Origin of the sequence: Streptomyces silvae (genome assembly GCF_016745505.1) — a bacterium.
Classification (GTDB): domain Bacteria; phylum Actinomycetota; class Actinomycetes; order Streptomycetales; family Streptomycetaceae; genus Streptomyces; species Streptomyces silvae.
In genome coordinates this window covers 1-23530 of sequence record NZ_JAERUC010000015.1, presented here as the reverse complement: position 1 = coordinate 23530, position 23530 = coordinate 1, and the positions used below count along the sequence as shown (strand labels likewise).

The following is a 23530-nucleotide window of genomic DNA, read 5'->3' as shown; positions in this document are numbered from 1 at the left end:
CCGGGGCCGGAACCGGGTCCGGCTTGGCGACCGGGGCCGGGGCCGCCTCCCCCTCCGCCCTGAAGTCCGCCATCAGTCCGCCCGAGCTCTTCTTGAGCGCGGCCCAGCGCGCTTCCCTCGCCCCGTCCTCGTGCCACGGCCCGGCCGACAGGAAGTCGTACGGCTCCGGGTCCCCGTCCCCTCCCCCCGGCTCCTTCTCCACCACCTGCTCCGGCTTCTCCCCCGGCGTCGCCTTCGCCTGCTCCGCCTTCGCCGGCTCCGTCGCCGTCTGCTCCCCCTTCGCCGCGTCCCACCGCCATCCCCACCGGGTCTCCCTCAGCCGCCACGCCCTGAGCAGCAGCGCCGCCGGTACGCCGATCACGGCCGTCCACGCGAGAGCGGCGGGGCCCACCAGCCACCACACGGGCCCGAACTCCGCCAGCGCCCCGGTGCCCAGCGGGCCGCCCGACGCCGCCGCCAGCACCGCCGCCCCGGCCCCGCAGCCGACGGCCGCCAGCCCGGTCACCAGCGCGGTGCGGCTCTGACCCCACGTCTCCTCCCGCGCCCCGCGCACCGGGACGGCCCCCCGGGCGACGAATCTGGCGACGGCCAGGGCGGCCATGACCGGCACCGCGACGGCCGCCCAGTTCGCCGCCGTTCCCGGGCCGTGGGACGGCACCGCGGCGAGCAGCGGGAAGTCCGGCACGGCGGGCGGACCGGTGAAGGCGAGCGGGGTGGCCAGGGACGCCGTACCGAGGGCGAACCCCGGCCCGAGGCCGTACGCGGCACCCCACATCGCCGCGTTCGGCACCAGCGCGGCCGCCAGCAGGAGCACGGAGACCCGGCCCGCCCAGTCGCCGGCCAGCCCCACGAACGACTCCCTCGCCGCCCCCGTGTGCCACACCAGCGCCACGGCCACCAGCAGCGCCCCGCCGCCCAGCAGCATGAGCACGCCCGCGGCGGCCGACCGCAGGGCCACCGCCGCCCCGGACCGGAAACCGGAGCGGGCGGCGGCCTCCTGAAGTCTCAGCGGCGCCCAGACCAGCAACGGGGTCAGCGGACGCCCGCGGGCCGCCCACACCCCCGCGGCCGCCGCACCGGCCACCACGAAGGTGACGGGAAAGGCGAGCGAGGCCCGGTCGGCCGGCAGCGACCCGTCCCGTGCGTACGCCGCGGCGGCGAGCACCACCAGCAGATAACCGGCGCTCACCGCACAGAAAGCTCCCACCGCCGAGTGGTGGCTGTGGCCCCCCTCCTCCCCCTCCTCGGTCTCCGCCGAGTCCCGGGCGGCCCGGTGCACCAGCCACATCGGCAGCACGACGAGCAGCAGCGGGACCGTCGCCACGGGTGCGGGATGGCCTCCCACCGTGTCGGCCCTGACGAGTTCGGCGCCGTGGCCGAGCAGCCAGAGCCCGGTCGCCACATGGAGGGCCCCGGCCGGCCCGCTGTCGGGGTACGGAGAGCTGATCCACAGCACCATGACCAGGACGGCCAGCGAGCCGAGCCCGAGCCCCGCCGCCAGCACCCCGCGCACGAAAGCGGAGGCCAGCGCGGCGGACCTGCTCCGCTCGGCCGGCAACATCGGGCTGCGTTCGGTCACTTGGGTCACGCGGCCATGCTGCCAACGACACGCGCTTATTCCGTGTAACGGGCGAATAGCCGCTGTGTCGCCCAATATACGTTTATGTACTTTTTCACCCAGTGCAGTGTCACCGGGGACGGAGGCCGGGCATGACGCGGAGCACCGCCGGTCCGGCCCCCGCCGCCCCCCTGCCCTCCCCCAAGGAGCGCCGCAGGCTGCGCGAGGCCAGGGCGCTGAGTGAGGAACAGGTCGCGGCGGCCGTGGGGGTCACGCCCGCCACCGTCCGCGCCTGGGAAACAGGGCGCACCGACCCGCGGGGCCGTCGGCGCGCGGCCTACGTCAGGCTGATCGGCTGCGCCGGACACCGCCCCGCACCGTCCCCCTCCGTCGAAGCCACCGGGAGCAGCACGATGTCCCCGACCGAGCCCGGCACCGGCCCCAGCGCGGACGCCATCGCTCCGGACGCCCCCACGCGGGACGCGGACGCACTCACCCTCACACGGGACCCGGACCCGGAGGCGCTCACCCTCACACGGGACCCGGACGCGGACGCACCGGCGACGTCCGCGCCGGAGGGGCACGAGCCCGCCGCCCCCGTCCCGCAGCCCCGCGCGGGCCTCACCGCCGAGGAAGCGTACGACGCGCTGTACACCCTCACCGCCCCCGGACTGACCCGCCAGATGCATCTGCTGACCGGCCGTCGGAAGCTCTCCCGGGAGGCCGTCGAACACGCCTTCCGGACCGCCTGGCAGCGCTGGCCCGAGGTGGCCAGGGACCGTGACCCGGCGGGCTGGGTGCGGGCGATGGCGTACGAGTACGCGATGTCGCCCTGGCACCGGCTGCGCCGCACCCACCGCCGGGCCGACGCCCCGCCCCGGGATCCGGCGCGGCGCGCGCTGTTCGAGGCACTGCTCGGCCTGCCTCCCTCGTACCGGCGCACTCTGCTCCTCCACGACGCCGTGGGACTGGGGCTGCCGGAGACGGCCGCCGAGACGGAAGCCAGTACGCCCGCTGCGGCGAGCAGGCTGCTGAACGCACGCGCCACCCTGGCCGAGCGGCTGCCCGAGCTGGCGGGGTCCGTGGATCCGGGCGGCCGGTCCACGGTGCTCCAGGAGCGGCTGGGTGCGCTCGCCCTCGCGGAGGAGGTGCCCGAGCCACCGCCGGCCACCGCCGTCCGCGCGGGCAGCGAGCGCGTCGCGGGACTGTGGACCAGGGCGGCGCTCTGCTTCGGGGTGCTGCTCGTCAGCACGACCGCCTTCACCCTGCACACGGCCCCCACCCAGTACGAGCAGCCGCTGGCGCCCGCCGCACGGGTCGGCGGCGTACCTCCGCTGGGCGGGCCGCAGAAGCTGACGCCGCAGGACCTGAAGCTGCAGAAGTCGCTGCGCGGCCAACTCACGCACGGCCCGGAGCGGCTCGTCCCCCGCATCCCCTGACCAGGCGCTCCCCGGCGGCTGCCGGAACGCGAACGGCGCGGGCCCGCACCCCTCATGGAGGAGGTGCGGGCCCGCGCCGTTACCGCGGTGAGGCGGTGAAGCGCCGACGCTGTGGGCGTCAGCCGCCGAGGATCTCGCGCGCCAGCTTGGCGGTCTCGGTCGGCGTCTTGCCGACCTTCACGCCGGCGGCCTCGAGGGCCTCCTTCTTGGCGGCGGCCGTACCGGAGGAGCCGGAGACGATGGCGCCCGCGTGGCCCATGGTCTTGCCCTCCGGGGCGGTGAAGCCCGCGACGTAGCCGACGACCGGCTTCGTGACGTTCTTCGCGATGTAGTCGGCGGCGCGCTCCTCGGCGTCGCCACCGATCTCGCCGATCATCACGATGAGGTCCGTGTCGGGGTCGGCCTCGAACGCGGCGAGCGCGTCGATGTGCGTCGTGCCGATGACCGGGTCGCCACCGATGCCGACGGCCGAGGAGAAGCCGATGTCACGGAGCTCGTACATCATCTGGTAGGTCAGCGTGCCGGACTTCGACACGAGACCGATGCGGCCGGGCTTGGTGATGTCGCCCGGGATGATGCCGGCGTTGGACTGGCCGGGGGTGATCAGGCCGGGGCAGTTCGGACCGATGATCCGGGTCTTGTTGCCCTTCGAGCCGGCGTACGCCCAGAAGGCGGCCGAGTCGTGGACCGCGATGCCCTCGGTGATCACGACGGCCAGCGGGATCTCGGCGTCGATCGCCTCGACGACGGCGGCCTTCGCGAAGGCCGGCGGCACGAAGAGGACGGACACGTCGGCGCCGGTCTTCTCGATCGCCTCGGCGACCGACCCGAATACGGGTACCTCGGTGCCGTCGAAGTCGACGGAGGTGCCCGCCTTGCGGGGGTTCACGCCACCGACGATGTTGGTGCCGTCGGCCAGCATGAGCTTGGTGTGCTTCATGCCCGTGGCGCCGGTCATCCCCTGGACGATGACCTTGCTGTCCTTGGTGAGGAAGATAGCCATGGTGTTGGAGTCCCTCGTCCCTTACTTCGCAGCCGCGGCGAGCTCGGCGGCCTTGTCGGCCGCGCCGTCCATGGTGTCCACACGCTGAACGAGCGGGTGGTTGGCGTCGGAGAGGATCTTGCGACCCAGCTCCGCGTTGTTGCCGTCGAGGCGCACGACCAGCGGCTTGGTGACGTCCTCGCCCTTGGACTTGAGCAGCTCCAGGGCCTGGACGATGCCGTTGGCGACCTCGTCGCAGGCGGTGATGCCACCGAAGACGTTGACGAAGACGGACTTGACGTCCGCGTCGCCGAGGATGATCTCCAGGCCGTTCGCCATGACCTCTGCGGAGGCGCCGCCACCGATGTCGAGGAAGTTGGCGGGCTTCACGTTGCCGTGCTTCTCACCGGCGTACGCGACGACGTCCAGGGTCGACATGACCAGACCGGCACCGTTACCGATGATGCCGACCTCGCCCTCGAGCTTGACGTAGTTGAGGTTCTTGGCCTTGGCGGCGGCCTCGAGGGGGTTGGCCGCGGCCTTGTCCTCGAGCGCCTCGTGGCCGGGCTGGCGGAAGTCGGCGTTCTCGTCGAGAGACACCTTGCCGTCCAGGGCCAGGATGCGGCCGTCCTTGGTCTTCACCAGCGGGTTGACCTCGACGAGGAGCGCGTCCTCGGCGACGAAGGTGTCCCACAGGGTCACCAGGGCCTCGGCGACACCCTCGGCCACCTCGGCCGGGAACTTCGCCAGGGCCACGATCTCGCGGGCCTTCACGATGTCAACGCCGTCGACGGCGTTGACCGGGACCTTCGCGAGGGCCTCGGGGGTCTTCTCCGCGACCTCCTCGATGTCCATGCCGCCCTGCACCGAGGCCATGGCCAGGAAGGTGCGGTTGGTGCGGTCGAGGAGGTACGAGACGTAGTACTCCGCCTCGATCTCCGGGGACAGCTCGGCGATCATCACCTTGTGGACCGTGTGGCCCTTGATGTCCATCCCGAGGATGTCGGTCGCGCGAGCGACCGCCTCGTCCGGGTCTGCCGCCAGCTTCACGCCGCCGGCCTTGCCTCGGCCTCCGACCTTCACCTGCGCCTTGACGACGGACTTGCCGCCCAGCCGCTCGGTCGCCTCGCGGGCTGCCTCAGGCGTGTCGATGACTTCACCGGCCAGCACCGGTACACCGTGCTTGGCGAAGAGGTCCCTCGCCTGGTACTCGAACAGGTCCACGCGCGTCCGTCCCTTTTAGTGGTCTCGCGGTTCGTTTTCTGCGTGGGCGTGCCGCGAGGGCAACGTGACTGCGCAGTCACTAGGGAGGCGCACACGGTGACCGGGTACGCGGCATGTCCATCCGGCAGGTTATCCCCCACGCCGCACCGGACCCTAAATTGCAGATCACACCGGAGCGGTGATAACGGTCACAGACCGCGCTGGTAGCCGGGTTACGAGGGACAAAACGGCACCTCCGCAGGGGTGCCGGGACCGTCCGCTCACGGCCCGGCGTCCGGTATCGGCAGGGGCCGTCCCCCGATCGCCGCCGCCATGACCTCGGGGAAGAGATCGGGAGTGCAGGCGAAGGCCGGGACGCCGAGCGCCGCCAGCGCGGCGGCGTGCTCGCGGTCGTAGGAGGGAGTGCCCTCGTCGGAGAGGGCGAGCAGGGTCACGAACCGCACGCCGGACGCCTTCATCGCTGCGGCCCGCCGGACCATCCCGTCGCGGATCCCTCCTTCGTGGAGATCGCTGATGAGGACGACGACCGTGTCCGCCGGACGGGTGATTCTCGACTGGCAGTAGGCGAGCGCGCGGTTGATGTCCGTACCGCCGCCGAGCTGCGTGCCGAACAGGACGTCGACCGGGTCGTCCAGCTGGTCGGTGAGATCGACGACGGCCGTGTCGAACACGACGAGCCGGGTCGCCAGGGTCCTCATCGAGGCGAGCACCGCACCGAAGACCGCGGCGTGGACCACGGAGGCGGCCATGGAGCCGGACTGGTCGACGCAGAGGATGACGTCCTTCTTCACCGACCGGTCCGTGCGCCCGTACCCGACGAGACGCTCGGGGATGACCGTGCCGGCGCCTTCGCGGCCCTCAGCGCTCTCGCCGCCCTCGCGGCCCTCGCGGCCCGGGAGGGACACGTAGTTCTTCAGGTTGGCGCGGATCGTGCGGTTCCAGTCGATGTCCCGGTGGCGCGGCCTGGCCGCCCGGGCCGAACGGTCCAGGGCGCCGGTGAGCGCCGCCCGCGTGCGGGTGGCAAGTCGGCGCTCCAGGTCATCGACGACCTTGCGTACGACGGCGCGGGCCGTCTCCCTCGTCGTCTCCGGCATGGCCTTGCCGAGGGAGAGCAGGGTGCCGACCAGGTGGACATCGGGTTCCACGGCCTCCAGCATCTCCGGCTCCAGCAGCAGGGCGGAGAGCCCGAGCCGGTCGATCGCGTCGCGCTGCATGACCTGGACGACGGGGGCCGGGAAGTACGTACGGATGTCGCCGAGCCAGCGGGCCACCGACGGGGCCGATGCCCCGAGCCCCGCGGAACGCTCGGCTCCGCCGCTGCCGCCGGGTTTCTTCCCGCCGTCGTACAGCGCGGTCAGCGCCCCGTCCATCGCCGCGTCGCGGCCGGTGAGCGCGCGCCCCGTGCCCTCGGCGCCGTCCTCGCCGAGCACCATGCGCCAGCGCCGCAGCCGCTCGTCCGGCCGCTCGCCCTCGGGGGATGCCGCGTCCATGGCTCCGTCCTCCTTCTGCCGTGTGCCCGTGAAGCCTGCCGTCTTCTGCGTGTCCATGGATCCTGCTGTCCTGGTGACCGCGGGGGCCGTCGTCCCCGTATCCGTGGAGGTCGTCCTCATCCGGTCGCCGCCGCTCCGGGGGCCGGGCTGTCGAGACCGAGAAGCAGCCGGAGGACCGGGACCACCGCGTCCGCCCGCTCCTCGTCCGGTCCGTCACCGAAGCCCGGCGCGGGCGGTGCGGCCTCGTCGCGCTCCCTGCCGGGGCCCGGTCCGCGGCGCACGAGCTCTCCCAGCGTGCGCCGCACCGCCGGTTCATAGGCCGCGAAGGTGCGGCGCAGCAGGGGCAGTACGCCGGTGAAGGTGTCGGCCGGTATGCCCGTCAGCCAGGTGTCGACGAGCCCGAGGAGCCGCTCGTCGTGGACCAGCAGCAGGCCGCCGCCCTCGGCCCCGCCGACGAAGCCCTCGATCCAGGCCGCCGCGTCCGGTGGCGCGGTGCCGGGCGAGAGGGCCAGCCCCATCAGGCGGGCGGCCTCACTGTCCGCCAGCCGGCCGTCGTCCAGGAGGAGTCGCGTGGCGCGGCCCCTGATCACCCCGGCGACCGCATCCCGGGAGGACAGCTTGTGCAGGACGGCGGCCCACCGCTCGGCCGGCCCGTCCGCCCGTACGACGCTGGCGAACAGCCCGATCGCGGTGTGCACGGCGTCGACCCGGCGGTGGGCCTCCTCGGCCGCGTCGGCGTCGAGGTCGGTGCAGGCGGGCGGCAGGCCCACGCAGACGCGTTCGGCGAGGCCGGCCGCCACCTCGCCCAAGGCAGTGGTGTCGGTGGACCGCACGTCCCCGTACCGCAGGGAGCGGGCCAGGGCGGGCAGTGCGTCGGCGAGGTGGCCGACGTCCGTGTCCAGGGCGGCCCGGTCGGAGAGGGCCCTCATCACCACGGGCAGCGCCTCGGTCAGGCCGGCGAGGAGACACTGCTCGGCGAGCGCGGTGACCCCGGCGAGCGACGACGAGGACACGGCGTCCGACTCGGCCCTGGCGGTGGCGGCCCCGAGGACGGTCGTGCCCCACACCCCCGCCTCGGCGGTACGGACGAACAGCTCGGGCTCCCAGCGCAGCCGCCAGCTCTCCCGGAACGTCCCCGTGCTGCTCCGGCCGGCGGCGGGCTCGCCCCAGTGCACCCCGAGGAGCCGCAGCCGGTGCAGCAGTCTGCTGCGCGCCGCGTCGGTGTCCTTGCGCAGATCGAGATCCAGCTCGCGCCGCTCCGCCTCGGGCCTGAGTCTCAGCGTGCGCTGCTGCCGGTCCAGGTCGCGCTGGAGGGGGACGGCGGGGGCGGTGTCCGGGACCTCGCCGAGGACCTCGCCGACGACGAGCCGGTCCCGCACCAGGGCGAGCGGCACGTCGGACCCCTCGCACATGACGGCCCTGACCGCGTCGGTGGCCTCGGCCAGGCCGACGGCCGGGCGGCCGCGCAGTGCGGCCAGGGTCCCGGCGAGCCGGACGGCCTCGATGACGTCGGCCGGGGACACGGGCCTGTCCGAGTCGCGCAGCAGCCCGGCCACCTTGGTCATCCAGCGCTCGACGGGCCGGTCCGGGGCGCCGAAGAGGTGTGCGTACCAGCCGGGGGACTCGATCCCCGCGCCGTATCCGCTGTGCCGGGCGAGCCTGCGGTGGGTCCAGGGCACCCAGGTCAGCTCCGTCCTGACCTTGGGCATCCCCCTGAGGAGGGCCCGGTCGGCGGCGACCGTCGTCCTCGCGCCGAGCGCGGGCACGTGCCAGGCGCCGCAGACCACCGCGATGCCGTCGCCGAACTCCTTGCGGGCGGCGCGCAGCTGGAGGCGCATGGCGGCCTCCCGGACGGCGTCCTGCGGATGTCCCCCGTCCCCGTACGCCTCGCGCAGCGCGGTCATCGCCTCGGCGAGCGCGGCGAACGGGGCACAGGGGTCGGCCGGTCCGCCGCCTGCCGCCCGGTGCTCGACGACGTCCTCCCACCAGCGCTCGGGGTCGTCGTAGCCCGCGGCCCCGGCGAGTATCCCGATCGGGTCGATGCCCCGGCCGTCCTCCGGGCCGCCCTCCCGCTGCTCGGTCAGCGCCAGGGAGTGCGCGGCGGGCAGGTCCACGAAGCGCACCGGGACCCCGTGCTCCGCCGCCCAGCGGATGGCCACCCACTCGGGCGAGAAGTCGGCCAGCGGCCAGAAGGCGGCACGCCCCGGGTCGTCCACGGCGTGCGCGAGCAGCGCGACCGGCGGACGCATCCGGCCGTGCGCGGCGAGCGGCAGCAACGCGTCGCCCTCGGGCGGGCCTTCGACGAGCACAGCGTCCGGCCGTACGGACTCCAGGGCGGCCAGGACCGCGCGGGCGGAGCCGGGGCCGTGGTGGCGCACTCCCAGCAGCAGCGGTCCCCCGGGCACGGTCGCCCTTCCGGTGCGGGGGGTCATTCCGCGGCCTCACGGCAGGCGCGGTAGAAGTCCTTCCATCCGTCGCGCTCCCGGACGACGGTCTCCACGTACTCCTGCCAGGCGACGCGGTCGGCGGTGGGATCGCGGACGACGGCCCCGATGATTCCCGCCGCCACGTCACCGGGGCGCAGGACCCCGTCGCCGAAGTGGGCGGCGAGGGCGAGCCCTCCGGTGACGACGGAGATGGCCTCGGCCGTGGACAGCGTCCCGGACGGTGACTTGAGCTTGGTGCGGCCGTCCGTGGTGATGCCGTCGCGCAGTTCGCGGAAGACCGTGACCACACGCCGGATCTCGGCCATGCCGTCCGGCGCCGGCGGCAGGTCGAGCGAGTGCCCTGTCTGGGCCACGCGCCGGGACACGATGTCCACCTCGGCCTCGAGTGTCGCGGGCAGCGGCAGCACGACGGTGTTGAACCGGCGGCGCAGGGCGCTGGAGAGCTCGTTGACCCCGCGGTCGCGGTCGTTCGCCGTGGCGACGAGGTTGAACCCCCGGACCGCCTGGACCTCTTCCCCCAGCTCGGGGACGGGGAGTGTCTTCTCCGACAGGATCGTGATGAGCGCGTCCTGCACGTCGGCGGGGATGCGGGTCAGCTCCTCGACGCGCACGGTCATCCCCTCCGCCATGGCCCGCATGACGGGACTCGGCACCAGGGCCTCGCGGCTGGGGCCGTGGGCCAGCAGCCGGGCGTAGTCCCACCCGTAGCGGACGGCTTCCTCGGGGGTGCCCGCGGTGCCCTGGACGAGCAGGGTCGAGTCCCCGCTGACGGCGGCGGCGAGATGCTCGGAGACCCAGGTCTTGGCGGTCCCCGGAACACCGAGGAGCAGCAGCGCCCGGTCGGTGGCGAGCGTGGTGACGGCGACCTCGACGAGGCGGCGCGGCCCCACGTACTTCGGCGTGATCAGCGTGCCGTCCGGGAGCGTCCCGCCGAGGAGATAGGTGGATACGGCCCAGGGCGAGAGCTTCCAACGGGCGGGCCTGGGACGGTCGTCGGCGGCGGCGAGCGCCTTGAGCTCGTCGGCGAAGGCGTGCTCGGCGTGCGGCCTCAGGGCCTCGCCGCCGGCTGCGTCGGTCAGTACGGACACGGTCATGGATCCCCCTCCGGATCGGTCGATCCGATGCGGTTTCCACGGTGCACCACGGCACTGACAATCGGGCCCGCCGCGGCCCGCCGGCCCGCATCCGGAACCACCGGCATCACCGCCGCCGGCCCCGGCGCCTGGCCACACGTCCTCCTCGCAGGAGAGCGCGGCGGAAAGGCGGCCAACCCCGCCGCGGGCGGGCGTCATCGCAGGTCGGAGCCGATTGTCAGTGGGGCGCTCTACCGTCGGTTCCATGGTGCTATCTCACGGGGGAGAAGCGTGGCGCGCTGCCGGACAGGCGGCACGCCGGACGGTGGAGCGGGCGCCGGGAACCGCTCCTGACACGGCGTCATCCGATGCGGACCGGGCGGCGGCCCGTCGCGCGGGCCGCAGGGCCGGGCGCATCACGGGCGGTGCACAGGAGTTGGACCAGCGGCTCGCCGATCTGCTGCGCGGGGGCCTCGCGGCAGCGGACCGGCCGGGGTACGGGCTGTGGGAGGAGACAGCCGCCCGCATGGTCGACGCACAGGCGCCAGGACTCGCGGGGCGAGTAAGGGAGTTGGGGGCGATACCGGACTCCGGACCGGGCTGGCCGGGGCGGCTGTTGGAGGAGTGTGCGCTTCTGCGGCTGCTGGACTCGGCCTGGCTCGGACGCGACCGGCTGCCCGGCCCGCTGGCGGCCACGGTCCGTACGAGGGTGGGGCTGACCTCGTCGGCGGAGGGGGCGGCCGTCCGCGACCGCTGGCTCGTCCTCGCGCAGTACGACATACCGGACGGCAGGATCGTCACCCGGCGCACCTGGCTGTACGGCAGGAGTTCGGGCCGCGTCTCGCTGCTGCTGTCCTACGGAGCGCCCGGCCGGGCCCCCGCGCGTGCGCTGCCGGTGGGCACGGTGGTGGACGCCGAAGTGACGTCGTACCCGGGCGGCGGCGGGCTGCGGGGCGAGCTGGGGCCGCAGTTCGGCGAGCCCCTCGCCACGACGGCACCACCGCCCGGCGGCACGACGGCCGATGCCCTGGCCGCCTACGGGCGGGCGCTGCGGGACGACCCCTGGCTCGACGCCTGGCCCGCCACCTTGCGCGAGGTCGTACCCGCACCGTCGGGGGACGGCTGGCAACTGGTCGGCGCGGCGGACGGTTCCGCCCTGCCGGTGGCACCCTCGGCGCTGTCCCGGCCGGGTCTGTGGAAGCTCGTGGCGCTCTCCGGCGGCGGCCCGTTGACTGTGTTCGGGGAGTGCGGACACCGGGGCTTCGACCCGCTCGCGGCCTGGTGCGCGGGGACCTCGGAGGACGAGGCACCGAGTGCGGCGGTGGCGCTCACCTGACGCCCGCGCGCACCCGTCCCTCGCCCCGCCGCCGACCGCTCGCCCGCTTGCCCGCCTGCCGGCTTGTCCACACGCCCGCTCGCCCGCTCGCCCGCCATGTTCCTGCGCTCCCCGATTCCCGGACCATCTGAAGGGACCCGCCCGATGCCCACCACCGTCGACGCCACGACGAACGGCGTGCCCGTGAACGCCTCCTGGGAAGACCTCGTCACCTCCGCGCTGCTCGGCACCGACCGGCGCCCTCTCCGCGCGGAGGACGGCGCCCCGGTCGGTCCGGGTGAACTGCTGGACACCGCGGCCCTGCACACCGTGCGGCGCAGGGCGGCGCTGCGGCCGGCCACCGGGGCCGCCCTGCCCGAGCCCGCGCCCGCCGATCCCCGGCCGCCGCTGCCTGCCGCGGCTCGCCGCAGGCTCGCCCAGCTGCTCGCCGACCGCTCGGCGCCGCCCAGCGGCGGGCGCCGGGGAGCCGCTCCCGATCTCACCGAGCTCATCCCCCAGTGGCTGGCCTCCGCCGGTGCGCACGGATACCGGGCGCCGGCGGAGCTGCTGCCCGCGCTCCTCGACGCGGCGCGGGCGCGTACGGATCTGCGTCCGCACGTCCTCGCGTTCGCCGGACCGCGCGGGCTCTGGCTGGCCGGGCTGAATCCGGAGTGGAGGTTCGCGCTGCGCGCTTCGTCGCGTGGCGCGCAGCGGCCGGGTATCGAGGACCCGGAGGCGGTGCACGGGCTCTGGGAGGAGGGCCTCTTCGCCGAACGGGTCGCGCTGCTCGGCGCCGTACGGGAGCAGGATCCCGGTGCGGCGCGGGCCCTGCTCGCCGGCACCTGGGCCACGGAGCGGGCGGAGGACCGGCTGATGTTCCTCGATTCCCTGCGGTCCGGCCTCTCCGGAGCCGACGAGGCGTTCCTGGAGGAGGCCCTGGCCGACCGCAGCAGGAACGTACGCGCCACGGCCGCCGAGCTGTTGTCGGCCCTGCCCGGTTCCGCGCTCGCCCGGCGGATGGCGGCCCGTGCCACGACCTGTGTGAACCCGGACCGTACGGGCGGTGCCGTGTCCGTCGCCGTGGAGGCGCCGCACGAGTGCGACGCGGCGATGCAGCGCGACGGTGTGGTGCCGGTCCCGCCGTCCGGGCGCGGTGAACGCTCCTGGTGGCTCGGCCAGTTGGTGGAGGCGGCCCCGCTGGGGGTGTGGCGGGAGAGGTTCGACGACCGGACGGCCCAGGAGCTCGTGATGCTGCCGGTCGCCGACGGCTGGGCCGGTGAGCTGCACGCGGCCTGGTGCCGGGCCGCCGTGCGTCAGCGGGACCCGGACTGGGCGCGGGCACTGCTCGGGGCGCCCTCGACCCCCCTGGCGAACGGCCCCGGGACGGCGTCGCTGGCGGAGCGGTCGAAGCTCCTCGCCACCTTGCCGTCCTCCGAGCGGGCGCTCTGGGTCGCCGGTTTCATAGCCGCGCACGGCCTGTCCGAGGCCTTCCAGCTGCTGGGCGTCTGCTCCGTGCCCTGGGAGGGGCCGCTGGGCCGGGCGGTGGTCGACGCGCTGGACATCGCCCGGGACGCGGGGAGCTACCCCTGGAGCTTCAGCGGGGTGATGGGGCTCGCCGAGCGTTGCCTGAACCCTGCCGAGGCGGACCGGCTGGCGGTGCTCACCACCACGCCGGACGAACCGGAGGGCGCCTCACCGGGTGCGGGCGGCTACTGGTCGGAGGCGTTCCAGCGCCTGGTCTCCACCCTGCGCCTGCGCGCCGCCATGGACGCGGAGCTGGCCCAGGACGGCGCGGAGTGACCGGAAAGGCACGGCGCGGAGTGACCGGGGCAGGCACGGGGCGGAGCAAGACGGGGCGGAGCGGGACGGGGCAGGACAGGGCCGGGGCAGGACAGGGCCGGGCGGGCTCAGGCCTCCGCGGGCTGGCGGACGTGCGCGTTCACCCAGTCGACGATCGAGGCCGTCGTGGCGCCCGGGGTGAAGATCTCCGCGACACCCTGCTCCTTCAGCGGAGCGATGTCCGCCTCGGGGATGATGCCGCCGCCGAACACCTTGATGTCCTCCGCGTCGCGCTCCTTCAGCAGCGCGATGACCTTGGCGAACAGCGTGTTGTGGGCACCCGAGAGGATCGAGAGGCCGATGGCGTCGGCGTCCTCCTGGATCGCCGTGTCGACGATCTGCTCAGGGGTCTGGTGGAGCCCCGTGTAGATGACCTCCATACCCGCGTCCCGCAGCGCCCGCGCGATCACCTTGGCCCCGCGGTCATGGCCGTCGAGGCCCGGCTTGGCCACCACCACTCGGATCGGACCGGTCACACCCATCAATGCCTCCACATGCGTTTCCCGTACCCGGAGGGCCGGTGATGTGAACGAACGTTATCCACAGCATCCCGCACGGCGTCGTTTCGCGGTGGACCGGGAGGGGGAAATCACACATGGGACATGTTCGCCGGCGTCGTTCCCAGCACCGGGCGGCCCATCGGCCGCGCGGGGAGCGCCGCCAGGGGAGCCGCAACGAGGTCGCCGTACCACCGTGCCGTCAGCCGCACGGCACGGTGGTACGGCCCCGGCGCATCAGCGCCGTTGCCACGCCTCCGCGGCGATCCCCGTGAGGGCGTACGGGGCAGGAGCCGCCTCCCCCGCATGCCAGTGCAGGAGGTCGGCCATGAAGGTCCTGTCCTTCCTACCCCTACTGCTGCGCAGGCCGTGTCTGCGCCCCGCCTGGCTGTCGTCGACGCTGGTCAGAGCCACCGCGCTGGAGCTGGTGATCCTCGCCGGGCATGTGCTCATCTATCCGTCCGGCCTCACCCCGGAGCGTCGGCGCCCCACGCCCGCGCCGGGGACCGGCGCCGGATCCGCCGCCGACCGGATCACCCGTTCGGCGGACACGGCAGCCACCGATACGGCCGACGTGGACCCGGGAGCAACGGACCCGGGAACAACGGACCCGGCAGCGAAGGACGCGGCGGTCACGGCGAGCACGGAGACGGACCTCGCGGACACGACGGGCCCAGCGGGCACGGGGGACAGGGCCGGCACGGGGGACAGGGCCGGCACGGCACAGGCCGCGGGCACGACCGCACTGCCCACCAAGGAGGACGACCACCCGCCGGTCGTGCTCCTGCACGGCTTCATCGACAACCGCTCCGTCTTCGTCCTGCTCCGCCGCTCCCTGGCCCGGCACGGCTGGCGCCATCTGGAGTCGCTCAACTATTCGCCGCTGACCTGCGACATCCGCACCGCGGCCGAGCTGCTCGACCGCCATGTGGAGGAGATCTGCGCCCGCACCGGGCACCGCGAGGTCGACATCGTGGGCCACAGCCTCGGCGGCCTGATCGCGCGCTACTACGTCCAGCGGCTCGGCGGGGACCGCCGGGTCCGCACACTCGTCACCCTCGGTACACCGCACGGCGGGACCGCCGCCGCCCCGCTGGCAGGCGCGCACCCCATCGTCCGGCAGATGCGCAGTGGCTCGGACCTGATCGAGGAGCTGCGCCATCCCGCTCCGGGCTGCCGGACCCGGTTCGTCAGCTTCTGGAGCGAGCTGGACAGGGTGATGCTCCCCGTGGAGACGGCCTGCGTCGACCATCCCGACCTCGACGCCGTCAATGTGCGGGTCACGGGAATCGGCCATCTCGCGCTCCCGGTCCATCCGGCGGTCGCGTCCGCGATCCGCCAGGCGCTCGAGTCCGACGGCGCGGCCCTCGGCGCCCCAGGAGCCGCCTCGGTCGCCTGACCGCCCGCCGTCCTGACCGCCCGCTCGCCTGACCGCCTGTTCACCTCTTCGCCTGACCGCCTGTCCACCTGCCCCCGCCTGTTTATCTGACGCCACCTGCTCGTCTACGCCGGTGACGGCTCCGGAGGCCGTACGCGCAGGGCTGCCGCACGGACCGCTGCCGCCACCCGCTCCAGGGGTACGCCGGTGGGCACGGTCACGCCCAGCGCAGCGACCGTGCCCAGCGGGCCCCGCACCGGAGCCGCCACCGACACCTCCCCCAGCCGGAACTCCTCGGCGCAGACCGCGAGTCCGGCTTCCCGGACCCGGGCGAGCTGGCCGGCGAGGAGGCCCGGGGAGACCACCGTGTGCCGGGTGTGCCGGGGCAGCTCCTCCGGCGGGCCGGCCAGCAGCACCTTCCCGTACGCCGTGGCGTGCGCCGACAGCCGTTCCCCGCTCACCAGGCACAGCACCCCGTCGGCCGACGGAGCGGAGAGCACCGCCAGATCCGCGTGACCGCCGGTCCTGGCGCCCAGCGCCCGCAGGGCCGGGAGCGCCGCGTCGAGGAGCCCGCGCGGGCAGGGCGCCGCCGCACCGAGCACCCGCAGCCGGAGCCCCAGCCGGTACCTGCCGTCCGCGCCCCGCTCCAGGCCGCCCCACGCCACCAGCTCGCGCACCAGGCGCAACGCCGTCGGCGCCGGGAGCCCGGTACGGGCCGCGATGTCCGTGAGCCGCAGCGCCGGCGGACCGCCGCCCTCGAAGGCGTCCAGCACCGAGAAGAGCCGGCCCGCCACACTCTCACCCAACTCCCGACCCGTGTCTCTCCGTTGCACACCACTGGATCCCGCTCGCCGGATTCCACTCAGTGGAAGCCCGGACTTCCCGCCCCCGCCCATGCCGTACGAGGCTCAACGCATGAACCTCGGTCTCGCTTCCGACACCCTGCTCTCCACCACCCGGGCCGTACGCCACCGGCTCGACCTCACCCGCCCGGTCCCCCGCGCGCTCCTGGAGGAGTGCGTCGACCTCGCCGTCCAGGCGCCCACCGGCCGCAACCGGCAGCGCTGGCACTTCGTCATCGTCACCGACCCCGCCCGCCGGGCCGTCCTCGCCGACCTGTGGCGGGCGAGCGCGGGTGTCCCGGACGCCCACCAGCCGCTGCCCGCGCGGGATGTGCGCCGCGCCGAGGTCGCGCCGGGCGTGATGGACCGGGTGTACACCGGCGTCGGACACCTCCACCGGCATCTGCACGAGGTGCCCGCGTACGTCATCCCCTGTGTGGAGGGGCGCACCGAGGGCCTCTCCGTCACCCACCAGGCCGGCACCTGGGGGTCGATCCTCCCCGCCGCGTGGAGCTTCATGCTCGCCGCCCGTGAACGCGGCCTCGGCACCGTGTGGACGACCGGGAACCTGCCGCTGGAGCGGGAGTTCGCGGAGGCGCTCGGCATCCCGTACGCGGAGGTCATGCAGGCCGCCTTCATCCCCGTCGCGTACACCGTCGGCACCGACTTCCGCCCCGCCCGGCGGATTCCCCGCGAGCAGGTCCTGCACTGGGACGGCTGGTGACCGGGGCTGCGGGCTGCGGGCTGCGGGCTGCGGGCTGCGGGCTGCGGGGCCACGTTTTCCGCTCCGTGAGCACCGCCCACCACTCAACGAATAGAACGAATTTCGAACATAGAACCAAGTCTGCTTCCGCCGTCCACCGAAAGGCGGCCGATTGCCCGTTTCCTGGGGGGCGGAAACCCGCCGAAGATTGTCGTCCTCACCTACCGCCGGGTACAGTCGCGGCCACTGCTCACCCTGGGATCCCCCCACCGGACCCCGGAACAGGTCCTGCTGCCGAGGCGAGAGAGAAGTTGGTGAACGACCAGCACCCCCACGCCGGGTATGCCGGATACGACAGCCAGTCCACCGGCAGCTTCGACACCGACCCGCTCTTCGGGACCCTGCCGGGTCAGCACGACACCAGCCACGAGACGACGTACGGCGGCGGTTACGCCCCCGCCTACGACTCCGCCGCGTACGGCGCCGGCTACAACAGCGGTTACGACAGCGGCCAGTGGGACACCGGAGCGCACCAGCAGGCCTCGTACGACGCCTATGGCGCCCAGGCCCACCCGCAGGCACCCCAGGGCTACGACGCGACCGCCGGCTGGGCGCCCGATGCCGGGATCCCCGCCCAGCACGCCGCCCAGGACGCGAACGCGACGGGCCAGTGGGACACCACCGGCTGGGACACCGCAGGCCACACGGACCACACAGGCCAGGCGGACCGGACCGGCCAGTGGGCGGCGGGCGACACGGGAGCCTTCCCCACCACCACCTTCGACACCACGGCCTACGCGACCGGCACGTACACCGCGCCGGTCTTCGAGACCGCGGGGTACGAGAGCTACGCGGCCCCCGACACCGGCACCTACGACGCGACCGCCTGGAACACCGGCGCCACGCCCGAGACCGCCGCGTACGCACCCGAACAGACGTCGTATACCTCGTACGAACACCAGCCGGCGCCCTTCGAGCCGTACGAGACCGCCGAGTTCGCGGAGTTCGCCTCCCCCGACGGAGCCGGCTCGCACGACCTCCACGACTCCCCCGACCTCCGCGACCACGGCCACGCCGGGATCGCCGAGGACGGTGCCGCGCAGACGGACCCGTACACCGGGACCCACGAGACCGACGGCGAGAACGAGCCGTTCTCGGACGACGTCGGCCCGCTCGGCGACGTGACCGCCGAATCACCCTCCCTGGCGGCCTCCGCCCACCCCGTGGGCCGTGCATCCGCCCCGCGCGGTGGTGGCCGGGGCCGGCGCCGTACTCCCGCCAAGCGTTCCGCGCTCCTCACCGTCGCCGTCCCCTCCGCCTGCGTCATGAGCGTCGCGGGCATCGCCGCGGCGTCGGTGAGCGGCGTCGGCGGGGGCGAGGACACGAAGGACGAGACGGCGTCCATGGCGGCCGCCGACACGGTCAAGCCGGCCGTGGCCAACAACAAGCTGGACACCCAGCTCGCCAACCTCAGTGCCGACGCCGAGAACTTCGCCGACCGCGCCAGCCGCACCCAGGAGCGCATCGACCTGAAGGAGCGTCAGGCCGCCGACAAGAAGAAGCGTGAGGAGGAGGCGGCCCGCCGCGAGGCACTGCGCCCCAAGTTCATGCTGCCCGTGAAGCAGCACGGCCTCAGCGCCACCTACGGCCAGGCCGGTGTGAACTGGATGTCCGTCCACACGGGCATCGACTTCCCCGTCTCCTACGGCACGCCCGTCATGGCCGCGACCGACGGCACCGTCCGCACCCAGTGGAACAGCGCCTACGGGAACATGGCCATCGTCACCGCGGCCGACGGCACCGAGACGTGGTACTGCCACCTCAGCACCACGAAGATCCGCTCCGGCTCGGTCAAGGCCGGCGACGTCATCGCCTACTCGGGGAACTCCGGCAACTCCACCGGCCCGCACCTGCACTTCGAGGTACGGCCCGGCGGTGGCTCGGCGATCGACCCGATGCCCTGGCTCCGCAGCCACGGCATCAACCCGAACTGACTCCGGACCGGCCGCCACACCGAGGGATCACCCCCGTGTGACGGCCGGCCTCGTCAGAGCTTCTCGACCGGCGCGTACCGCAGCAGGAGCTTCTTGGGCCGCTCGTCCCCGAAGTCGACCGTCGCCTTGGCCTGGTCGCCGAACCCCTCGACGGCCGTCACCGTGCCCAGGCCGAACTGGTCGTGCGTGACCCGGTCCCCGACCACCAGCGTGACCACCGGCTTCTCCGAGGTGCGCCGGGTCGCGAACCCCGACGGCCCGGACTTCGCGCGCGACGAGGACAGCGACGACGTGATCCCCGACGTCGGACCCGCCGCGGCGGCCATCGGCCCCTTGCGCTTCCACTCCAGGTGCTGGTCCGGGATCTCCTCCAGGAACCGCGACGGCGGGTTGTACGAGGGCTGCCCCCACGCACTCCGCATCGCCGCCCTGGTCAGATACAGGCGCTCACGGGCACGCGTGATGCCCACATAGGCGAGCCGGCGCTCCTCCTCCAGCTCCTTCACCTGTCCGAGCGCGCGCATGTGCGGGAAGACGCCGTCCTCCATGCCGGTCAGGAACACCACGGGGAATTCGAGGCCCTTGGCGGTGTGCAGCGTCATCAGCGTGACGACACCGGAGCCGTCCTCGTCCTCGTCGGGGATCTGGTCGGCGTCGGCGACGAGCGCGACCTTCTCCAGGAACTCGGCGAGCGTGCCGGCGCCCTCGTCCTCCGCCCGCTCCTGCTCGAATTCGAGAGCGACGGAGGCGAGCTCCTGGAGGTTCTCGATGCGGGTCTCGTCCTGCGGGTCGGTGGACGCCTGCAGCTCGGCGAGGTAGCCGGTCCGCTCCATGACGGCCTCCACCACGACCGCCGGTCCCGCTCCGGACTCCACGATCGTGCGGAGCTCCTCCATGAGCGTGTTGAACCGCTTCACGGCGTTCGCCGAACGGGCCGCCATCCCGTACGCCTCGTCGACGCGGCGCAGCGCCTGCGGGAAGGAGATCTTCTCGCGCATCGAGAGGGCGTCGATCATCGCCTCGGCCCGGTCGCCGATGCCCCGCTTGGGGACGTTGAGGATGCGGCGCAGCGGAACGGTGTCCTCGGGGTTGGACAGCACCCGCAGGTAGGCCAGGACGTCCCTGACCTCCTTGCGCTCGTAGAACCGCACTCCGCCGACGACCTTGTAGGGCAGGCCGACGCGGATGAAGATCTCCTCGAAGACACGGGACTGGGCGTTCGTGCGGTAGAAGACGGCGACGTCGCCCGCCTTGGCGTCCCCCGCGTCCGTCAGCCGGTCGATCTCGTCGGCGACGAACTGCGCCTCGTCGTGCTCGGTGTCCGCGACGTACCCGGCGATCCGGGTGCCGGCGCCCGCGTTCGTCCAGAGGTTCTTGGGGCGGCGGCTCTCGTTGCGCTCGATGACGGCGTTGGCCGCGGAGAGGATCGTCTGGGTGGAGCGGTAGTTCTGCTCCAGCATGATCGTCGTCGCGTCCGGATAGTCCTCCTCGAACTGGAGGATGTTGCGGATGGTCGCGCCGCGGAAGGCGTAGATCGACTGGTCCGCGTCACCGACGACGCACAGCTCGCCGGGGGCGTCCTGCTCCCCGGCCGGGCCCACCAGCTCGCGCACCAGGGTGTACTGGGCGTGGTTGGTGTCCTGGTACTCGTCGACGAGGACGTGCCTGAAGCGCCGGCGGTAGTGCTCGGCGACGTCGGGGAACGCCTGGAGCAGGTGCACCGCCGTCATGATGATGTCGTCGAAGTCCAGCGCGTTGGCCTCGCGCAGCCGTGCCTGGTAGAGCGCGTAGGCCTGGGCCAGCGTCTTCTCGAAGCCGTCGGTGGCCTGACCCGCGAAGGTCTCCTCGTCGATCAGCTCGTTCTTCAGGTTCGAGACCTTCGCCGTGAACGACTTCGGCGGGAAGCGCTTCGGGTCGAGGTCCAGATCGCGGCAGACCAGCGCCATCAGCCGCTTGGAGTCGGCGGCGTCGTAGATCGAGAACGACGAGGTGAAGCCCAGCCGCTTCGACTCGCGGCGCAGGATCCGCACGCAGGCGCTGTGGAACGTCATGACCCACATGGCGTTGGCGCGCGGGCCCACGAGGTCCTCGACGCGCTCCTTCATCTCGCCGGCGGCCTTGTTGGTGAAGGTGATCGCGAGGATCTGCCCCGGGTGCACCCCGCGCTCGGCCAGCAGGTGGGCGATCCGGTGGGTGAGCACCCGGGTCTTGCCCGAACCGGCCCCGGCCACGATGAGCAGCGGGGACCCGGCGTGCAGGACGGCGGCGCGCTGCTCGGTGTTCAGCCCGTCGAGCAGCGCGGCGGAGTCGATGACGGGGCGCGGGGCGCCGTCGCGGTAGTGGGCGTCGCGCGGCGGCGGAGGCGCGTCGAAGACGTCCTCGAAGAGGCCCTCCGGCACCGCCTCGGGCGCGTGCTCCTCAGGGGGCGGCGGGGGGCCGTCCTCCGCTTGCTGGAGGCCGGTCAGGAAACTGTCGTCAAAGAGGCTGCTCATCGCCTCACGAGTCTAGGCGGCCGCACCGACAGCCCGGGCCGCATCCGCGACAAGGGCCCGGGACCGTGCGCGTACCGAGACCGTCCACCCACGGAACGTGAGATTCCGGGGGCGAGGACCGCCCTGCGGACCGACGCCCCGAAAAGGTCACGAAAATGTATCGGGCATATCGCACATCAACCTTCACAGGGACACCACGGGTTGGTTAGCGTGCTCCGACGGGTGCCCCGTACCCCCTTGAGGCGAACCGCGCCGCACGGGCGCCCCCGCCGAATCCGTACGCCCACGAAGGGGTCCGGAACCGGGGACCCACACGCAGCACCGGGGTGAATCGGCCAGTCTCCACCGGCCGTAGGGCAGCCTTCCGTTCCGTCCGCCCGAACCCGACAGCTAACCCGGTAGGCGGTCCACGGAAGGAGATGCCGGCCTTGGCGTCGCATCGCAAGCCGCGCACCCGCGTGCGCACCACCACTCCCGCCGTCGGTCTCACGACCGCGGCGCTCGCCTCCGTCACCCTGCTCTCCACGCAGAGCGCGACGGCCGCCCCCGCCGAGCCCAAGCCGAGCATCGAGGAAGTGCAGAAGAAGGTCGACGCCCTCTACCGGCAGGCCGGCACCGCGACGCAGCAGTACAACAAGGCGAAGAGCGCCTCGGCCGAACAGCGCTCCAAGGTCGACGCGCTGCTGGAGGCGGCGGCGAAGCGGGCGGACAAGCTCAACGAGACGCGGCGCGAGCTGGGCAGCTACGCGGCCGCGCAGTACCGCACCGGCGCGATCGCGCCCACGGCGACGTTCTTCCTCGCGGACGACCCCCAGTCGTACTTCGACCAGGACCAGCTGATGGCCCGGATGACCAGCCAGCAGCAGAAGGCGGTCGCCGACTTCCGTACGCAGCAGAAGGAGGCGGCGGCGAAGCGCGTCGAGGCGACGAAGAGCCTGGAGACGCTCACCGAGTCGCAGGCCTCGCTGCGCACCAGCAAGCAGCAGGTGCAGACGAAGCTCACCGAGGCCCGCTCGCTGCTGTCGAAGCTGACCGCCGAGGAGAAGGCGCGGCTCGCGGAGCTGGAGCGCAAGAAGGAGGCCGAGGCCAAGCGCAAGGCCGAGGAGCTGGCCCGGCAGCAGGCCGCCGCGAAGGAGAAGGCCGAGCAGGCCGCCAAGGAGGAGGCCGCGAAGGAGGGGACCGGCTCCGGCACGGGGACCGGCGGCACGGGCTCCGGCAGCGGCTACGCCTCGAAGGCCGAGAAGGTCCTGGCCTTCGCCCGCGCCCAGATCGGCAAGCCGTACGTCTGGGGGGCGACGGGCCCCTCCTCGTACGACTGCTCGGGGCTCACCCAGGCCGCCTGGCGGGAGGCGGGCGTCGATCTGCCGCGCACCACCTGGGACCAGGTCGAGGTCGGCACCCGGGTGGCCACGGCGGACCTCCAGCCGGGCGACCTGGTGTTCTTCTACGACGACATCAGCCACGTCGGCATCTACAAGGGCGACGGCATGATGATCCACGCACCGAAGCCGGGCGCCAACGTCCGCGAGGAGTCGATCTACTACATGCCGATCTACGGCAGCGTGCGCCCCGCGTGACGCGCCGGGTGCAGCACGGACGGGCGGGTTCCGGGGCCACGGCTCCGGCGCCCGCCCGTCCCGCTCAGGTCCAGAGCGTGGCGATGAAGATGTTGGCGACCGTCAGCCCGCCCACGGCGGCGAACGCGCCCTTGTCCACCTTCTCCTCGTCCCGCTTCACATAGACGAGCGCCAGGATCACGATCAGGACCAGCAGCTTCACGCCGATCTTGATGTTGTTCACGCTCTGGTCGTCGGCCTGGTTGAGCCCGACGAGGGCGACCCCCGTGACGAGCATGGTGAGCGCGCCGTGCAGCATCGCCGGGACGAACCGGGCCGTGCCCGCCCCCATGGCCTTCATCTGGGTCAGGAAGCCGCCCAGCAGGGAGGCGATACCGATGATGTGCAGGGCCACGAAGACATTGATGAGTACGTCCATGGCCGCAGCCTAGCCGCGGCCATATCACCACTCTTCGGCCAGGTACGACTTCCTGATGAGCGCATCCGGTGTCTGCGCGAATTGCCGGACTCCGGTTGTTTTTTCCGGTCATCCGTGGACAACGAAACAGCATATGAGGGCAATAGCTGTCATTACACCTCTTGCCTGTGCGCCGGGTTTAGCGTCCCTCCCAGGTGACCGGATCTGCACGACCGCCCCCGTACCGGGCGGTTCCCCGGTCGCCCCGCCAGGAATCCGGCGG

Annotated in this window: 17 protein-coding genes and 1 riboswitch; of the genes, 7 read left to right on the top strand and 10 right to left on the bottom strand. The window is 73.2% G+C overall.

Going from position 1 to position 23530, the window contains the following annotated elements:
- Nucleotides 1–1579 (bottom strand): cell division protein PerM (locus JKV81_RS02380; RefSeq protein ID WP_443742732.1); only part of this gene is annotated, 1579 nt, incomplete at its 3' end.
- 131 nt (nucleotides 1580–1710) lie between these two features.
- Between JKV81_RS02380 and JKV81_RS02375 the strand changes: the two genes are divergently transcribed.
- Nucleotides 1711–2997 (top strand): transcriptional regulator, encoded by a 1287-nt coding sequence (locus tag JKV81_RS02375; protein ID WP_202074817.1) that lies wholly within the window; start codon nucleotides 1711–1713, stop codon nucleotides 2995–2997.
- A gap of 118 nt (nucleotides 2998–3115) precedes the next feature.
- Here JKV81_RS02375 and sucD read toward each other — a convergent pair whose 3' ends face one another.
- From sucD to JKV81_RS02350, 5 genes are all read right to left on the bottom strand, one after another.
- Entirely contained in the window at nucleotides 3116–4000 is an 885-nt protein-coding gene (gene sucD / locus JKV81_RS02370) for a succinate--CoA ligase subunit alpha (protein ID WP_099173770.1), read from the bottom strand.
- A 21-nt stretch (nucleotides 4001–4021) separates the two neighbouring features.
- Complete coding sequence (gene sucC, locus JKV81_RS02365) at nucleotides 4022–5203, bottom strand: ADP-forming succinate--CoA ligase subunit beta (RefSeq protein WP_129265121.1); 1182 nt, start codon at nucleotides 5201–5203, stop codon at nucleotides 4022–4024.
- Nucleotides 5204–5463: 260 nt separating this feature from the next.
- Entirely contained in the window at nucleotides 5464–6693 is a 1230-nt protein-coding gene (locus tag JKV81_RS02360) for a VWA domain-containing protein (RefSeq protein ID WP_236055043.1), read from the bottom strand.
- Nucleotides 6694–6809: 116 nt separating this feature from the next.
- Nucleotides 6810–9125, bottom strand: coding sequence for a DUF5682 family protein (locus JKV81_RS02355; RefSeq protein WP_202074815.1), 2316 nt, complete (start codon nucleotides 9123–9125; stop codon nucleotides 6810–6812).
- Nucleotides 9122–10234 carry an ATP-binding protein gene (locus tag JKV81_RS02350; RefSeq protein ID WP_202074814.1) on the bottom strand — a complete coding sequence of 371 codons (1113 nt, stop codon included), beginning with the start codon at nucleotides 10232–10234 and terminating at the stop codon, nucleotides 9122–9124. The genes JKV81_RS02355 and JKV81_RS02350 overlap by 4 nt, the downstream gene beginning before the upstream one ends.
- 244 nt (nucleotides 10235–10478) lie before the next feature.
- On the opposite strand from JKV81_RS02350, the gene JKV81_RS02345 reads away from it, so the two are divergent.
- Nucleotides 10479–11549, top strand: coding sequence for an SWIM zinc finger family protein (locus JKV81_RS02345; protein ID WP_236055042.1), 1071 nt, complete (start codon nucleotides 10479–10481; stop codon nucleotides 11547–11549).
- A 144-nt stretch (nucleotides 11550–11693) separates the two neighbouring features.
- A complete protein-coding gene (locus JKV81_RS02340) occupies nucleotides 11694–13328 on the top strand; it encodes a DUF5691 domain-containing protein (RefSeq protein WP_129265117.1) in 1635 nt (544 codons plus the stop codon).
- 107 nt (nucleotides 13329–13435) lie between these two features.
- Here the strand turns inward: JKV81_RS02340 and icmB are convergent, their stop codons facing one another.
- Entirely contained in the window at nucleotides 13436–13849 is a 414-nt protein-coding gene (icmB, locus tag JKV81_RS02335) for a coenzyme B12-dependent isobutyryl CoA mutase small subunit (RefSeq protein ID WP_099173777.1), read from the bottom strand.
- Nucleotides 13850–14192: 343 nt separating this feature from the next.
- Here icmB and JKV81_RS02330 point away from each other — a divergent pair, with 343 nt between their 5' ends.
- Nucleotides 14193–15263: an esterase/lipase family protein gene (locus JKV81_RS02330; protein WP_236055041.1), complete on the top strand. Its 1071-nt coding sequence runs from the start codon at nucleotides 14193–14195 to the stop codon at nucleotides 15261–15263.
- 104 nt (nucleotides 15264–15367) lie between these two features.
- Here JKV81_RS02330 and JKV81_RS02325 read toward each other — a convergent pair whose 3' ends face one another.
- Nucleotides 15368–16048: an IclR family transcriptional regulator gene (locus JKV81_RS02325; RefSeq protein WP_202074813.1), complete on the bottom strand. Its 681-nt coding sequence runs from the start codon at nucleotides 16046–16048 to the stop codon at nucleotides 15368–15370.
- 109 nt (nucleotides 16049–16157) lie between these two features.
- Here JKV81_RS02325 and JKV81_RS02320 point away from each other — a divergent pair, with 109 nt between their 5' ends.
- Together JKV81_RS02320 and JKV81_RS02315 are read left to right on the top strand one after the other, a co-directional pair.
- Nucleotides 16158–16808, top strand: coding sequence for a nitroreductase family protein (locus JKV81_RS02320; protein ID WP_129265115.1), 651 nt, complete (start codon nucleotides 16158–16160; stop codon nucleotides 16806–16808).
- 293 nt (nucleotides 16809–17101) lie between these two features.
- Complete coding sequence (locus tag JKV81_RS02315) at nucleotides 17102–18781, top strand: peptidoglycan DD-metalloendopeptidase family protein (protein ID WP_202074812.1); 1680 nt, start codon at nucleotides 17102–17104, stop codon at nucleotides 18779–18781.
- Nucleotides 18782–18834: 53 nt separating this feature from the next.
- On the opposite strand, the gene pcrA is transcribed toward JKV81_RS02315, so the two are convergent.
- Nucleotides 18835–21273, bottom strand: coding sequence for a DNA helicase PcrA (gene pcrA / locus JKV81_RS02310; protein WP_202074811.1), 2439 nt, complete (start codon nucleotides 21271–21273; stop codon nucleotides 18835–18837).
- A 257-nt stretch (nucleotides 21274–21530) separates the two neighbouring features.
- Nucleotides 21531–21694, top strand: a riboswitch (cyclic di-AMP (ydaO/yuaA leader).
- On the opposite strand from pcrA, the gene JKV81_RS02305 reads away from it, so the two are divergent.
- Complete coding sequence (locus JKV81_RS02305; RefSeq protein ID WP_099173784.1) at nucleotides 21693–22850, top strand: C40 family peptidase; 1158 nt, start codon at nucleotides 21693–21695, stop codon at nucleotides 22848–22850. It overlaps the preceding riboswitch by 2 nt.
- Nucleotides 22851–22914: 64 nt before the next feature.
- Here the strand turns inward: JKV81_RS02305 and JKV81_RS02300 are convergent, their stop codons facing one another.
- A complete protein-coding gene (locus tag JKV81_RS02300) occupies nucleotides 22915–23268 on the bottom strand; it encodes a hypothetical protein (RefSeq protein ID WP_099173785.1) in 354 nt (117 codons plus the stop codon).
- Nucleotides 23269–23530 lie beyond the last annotated feature (262 nt).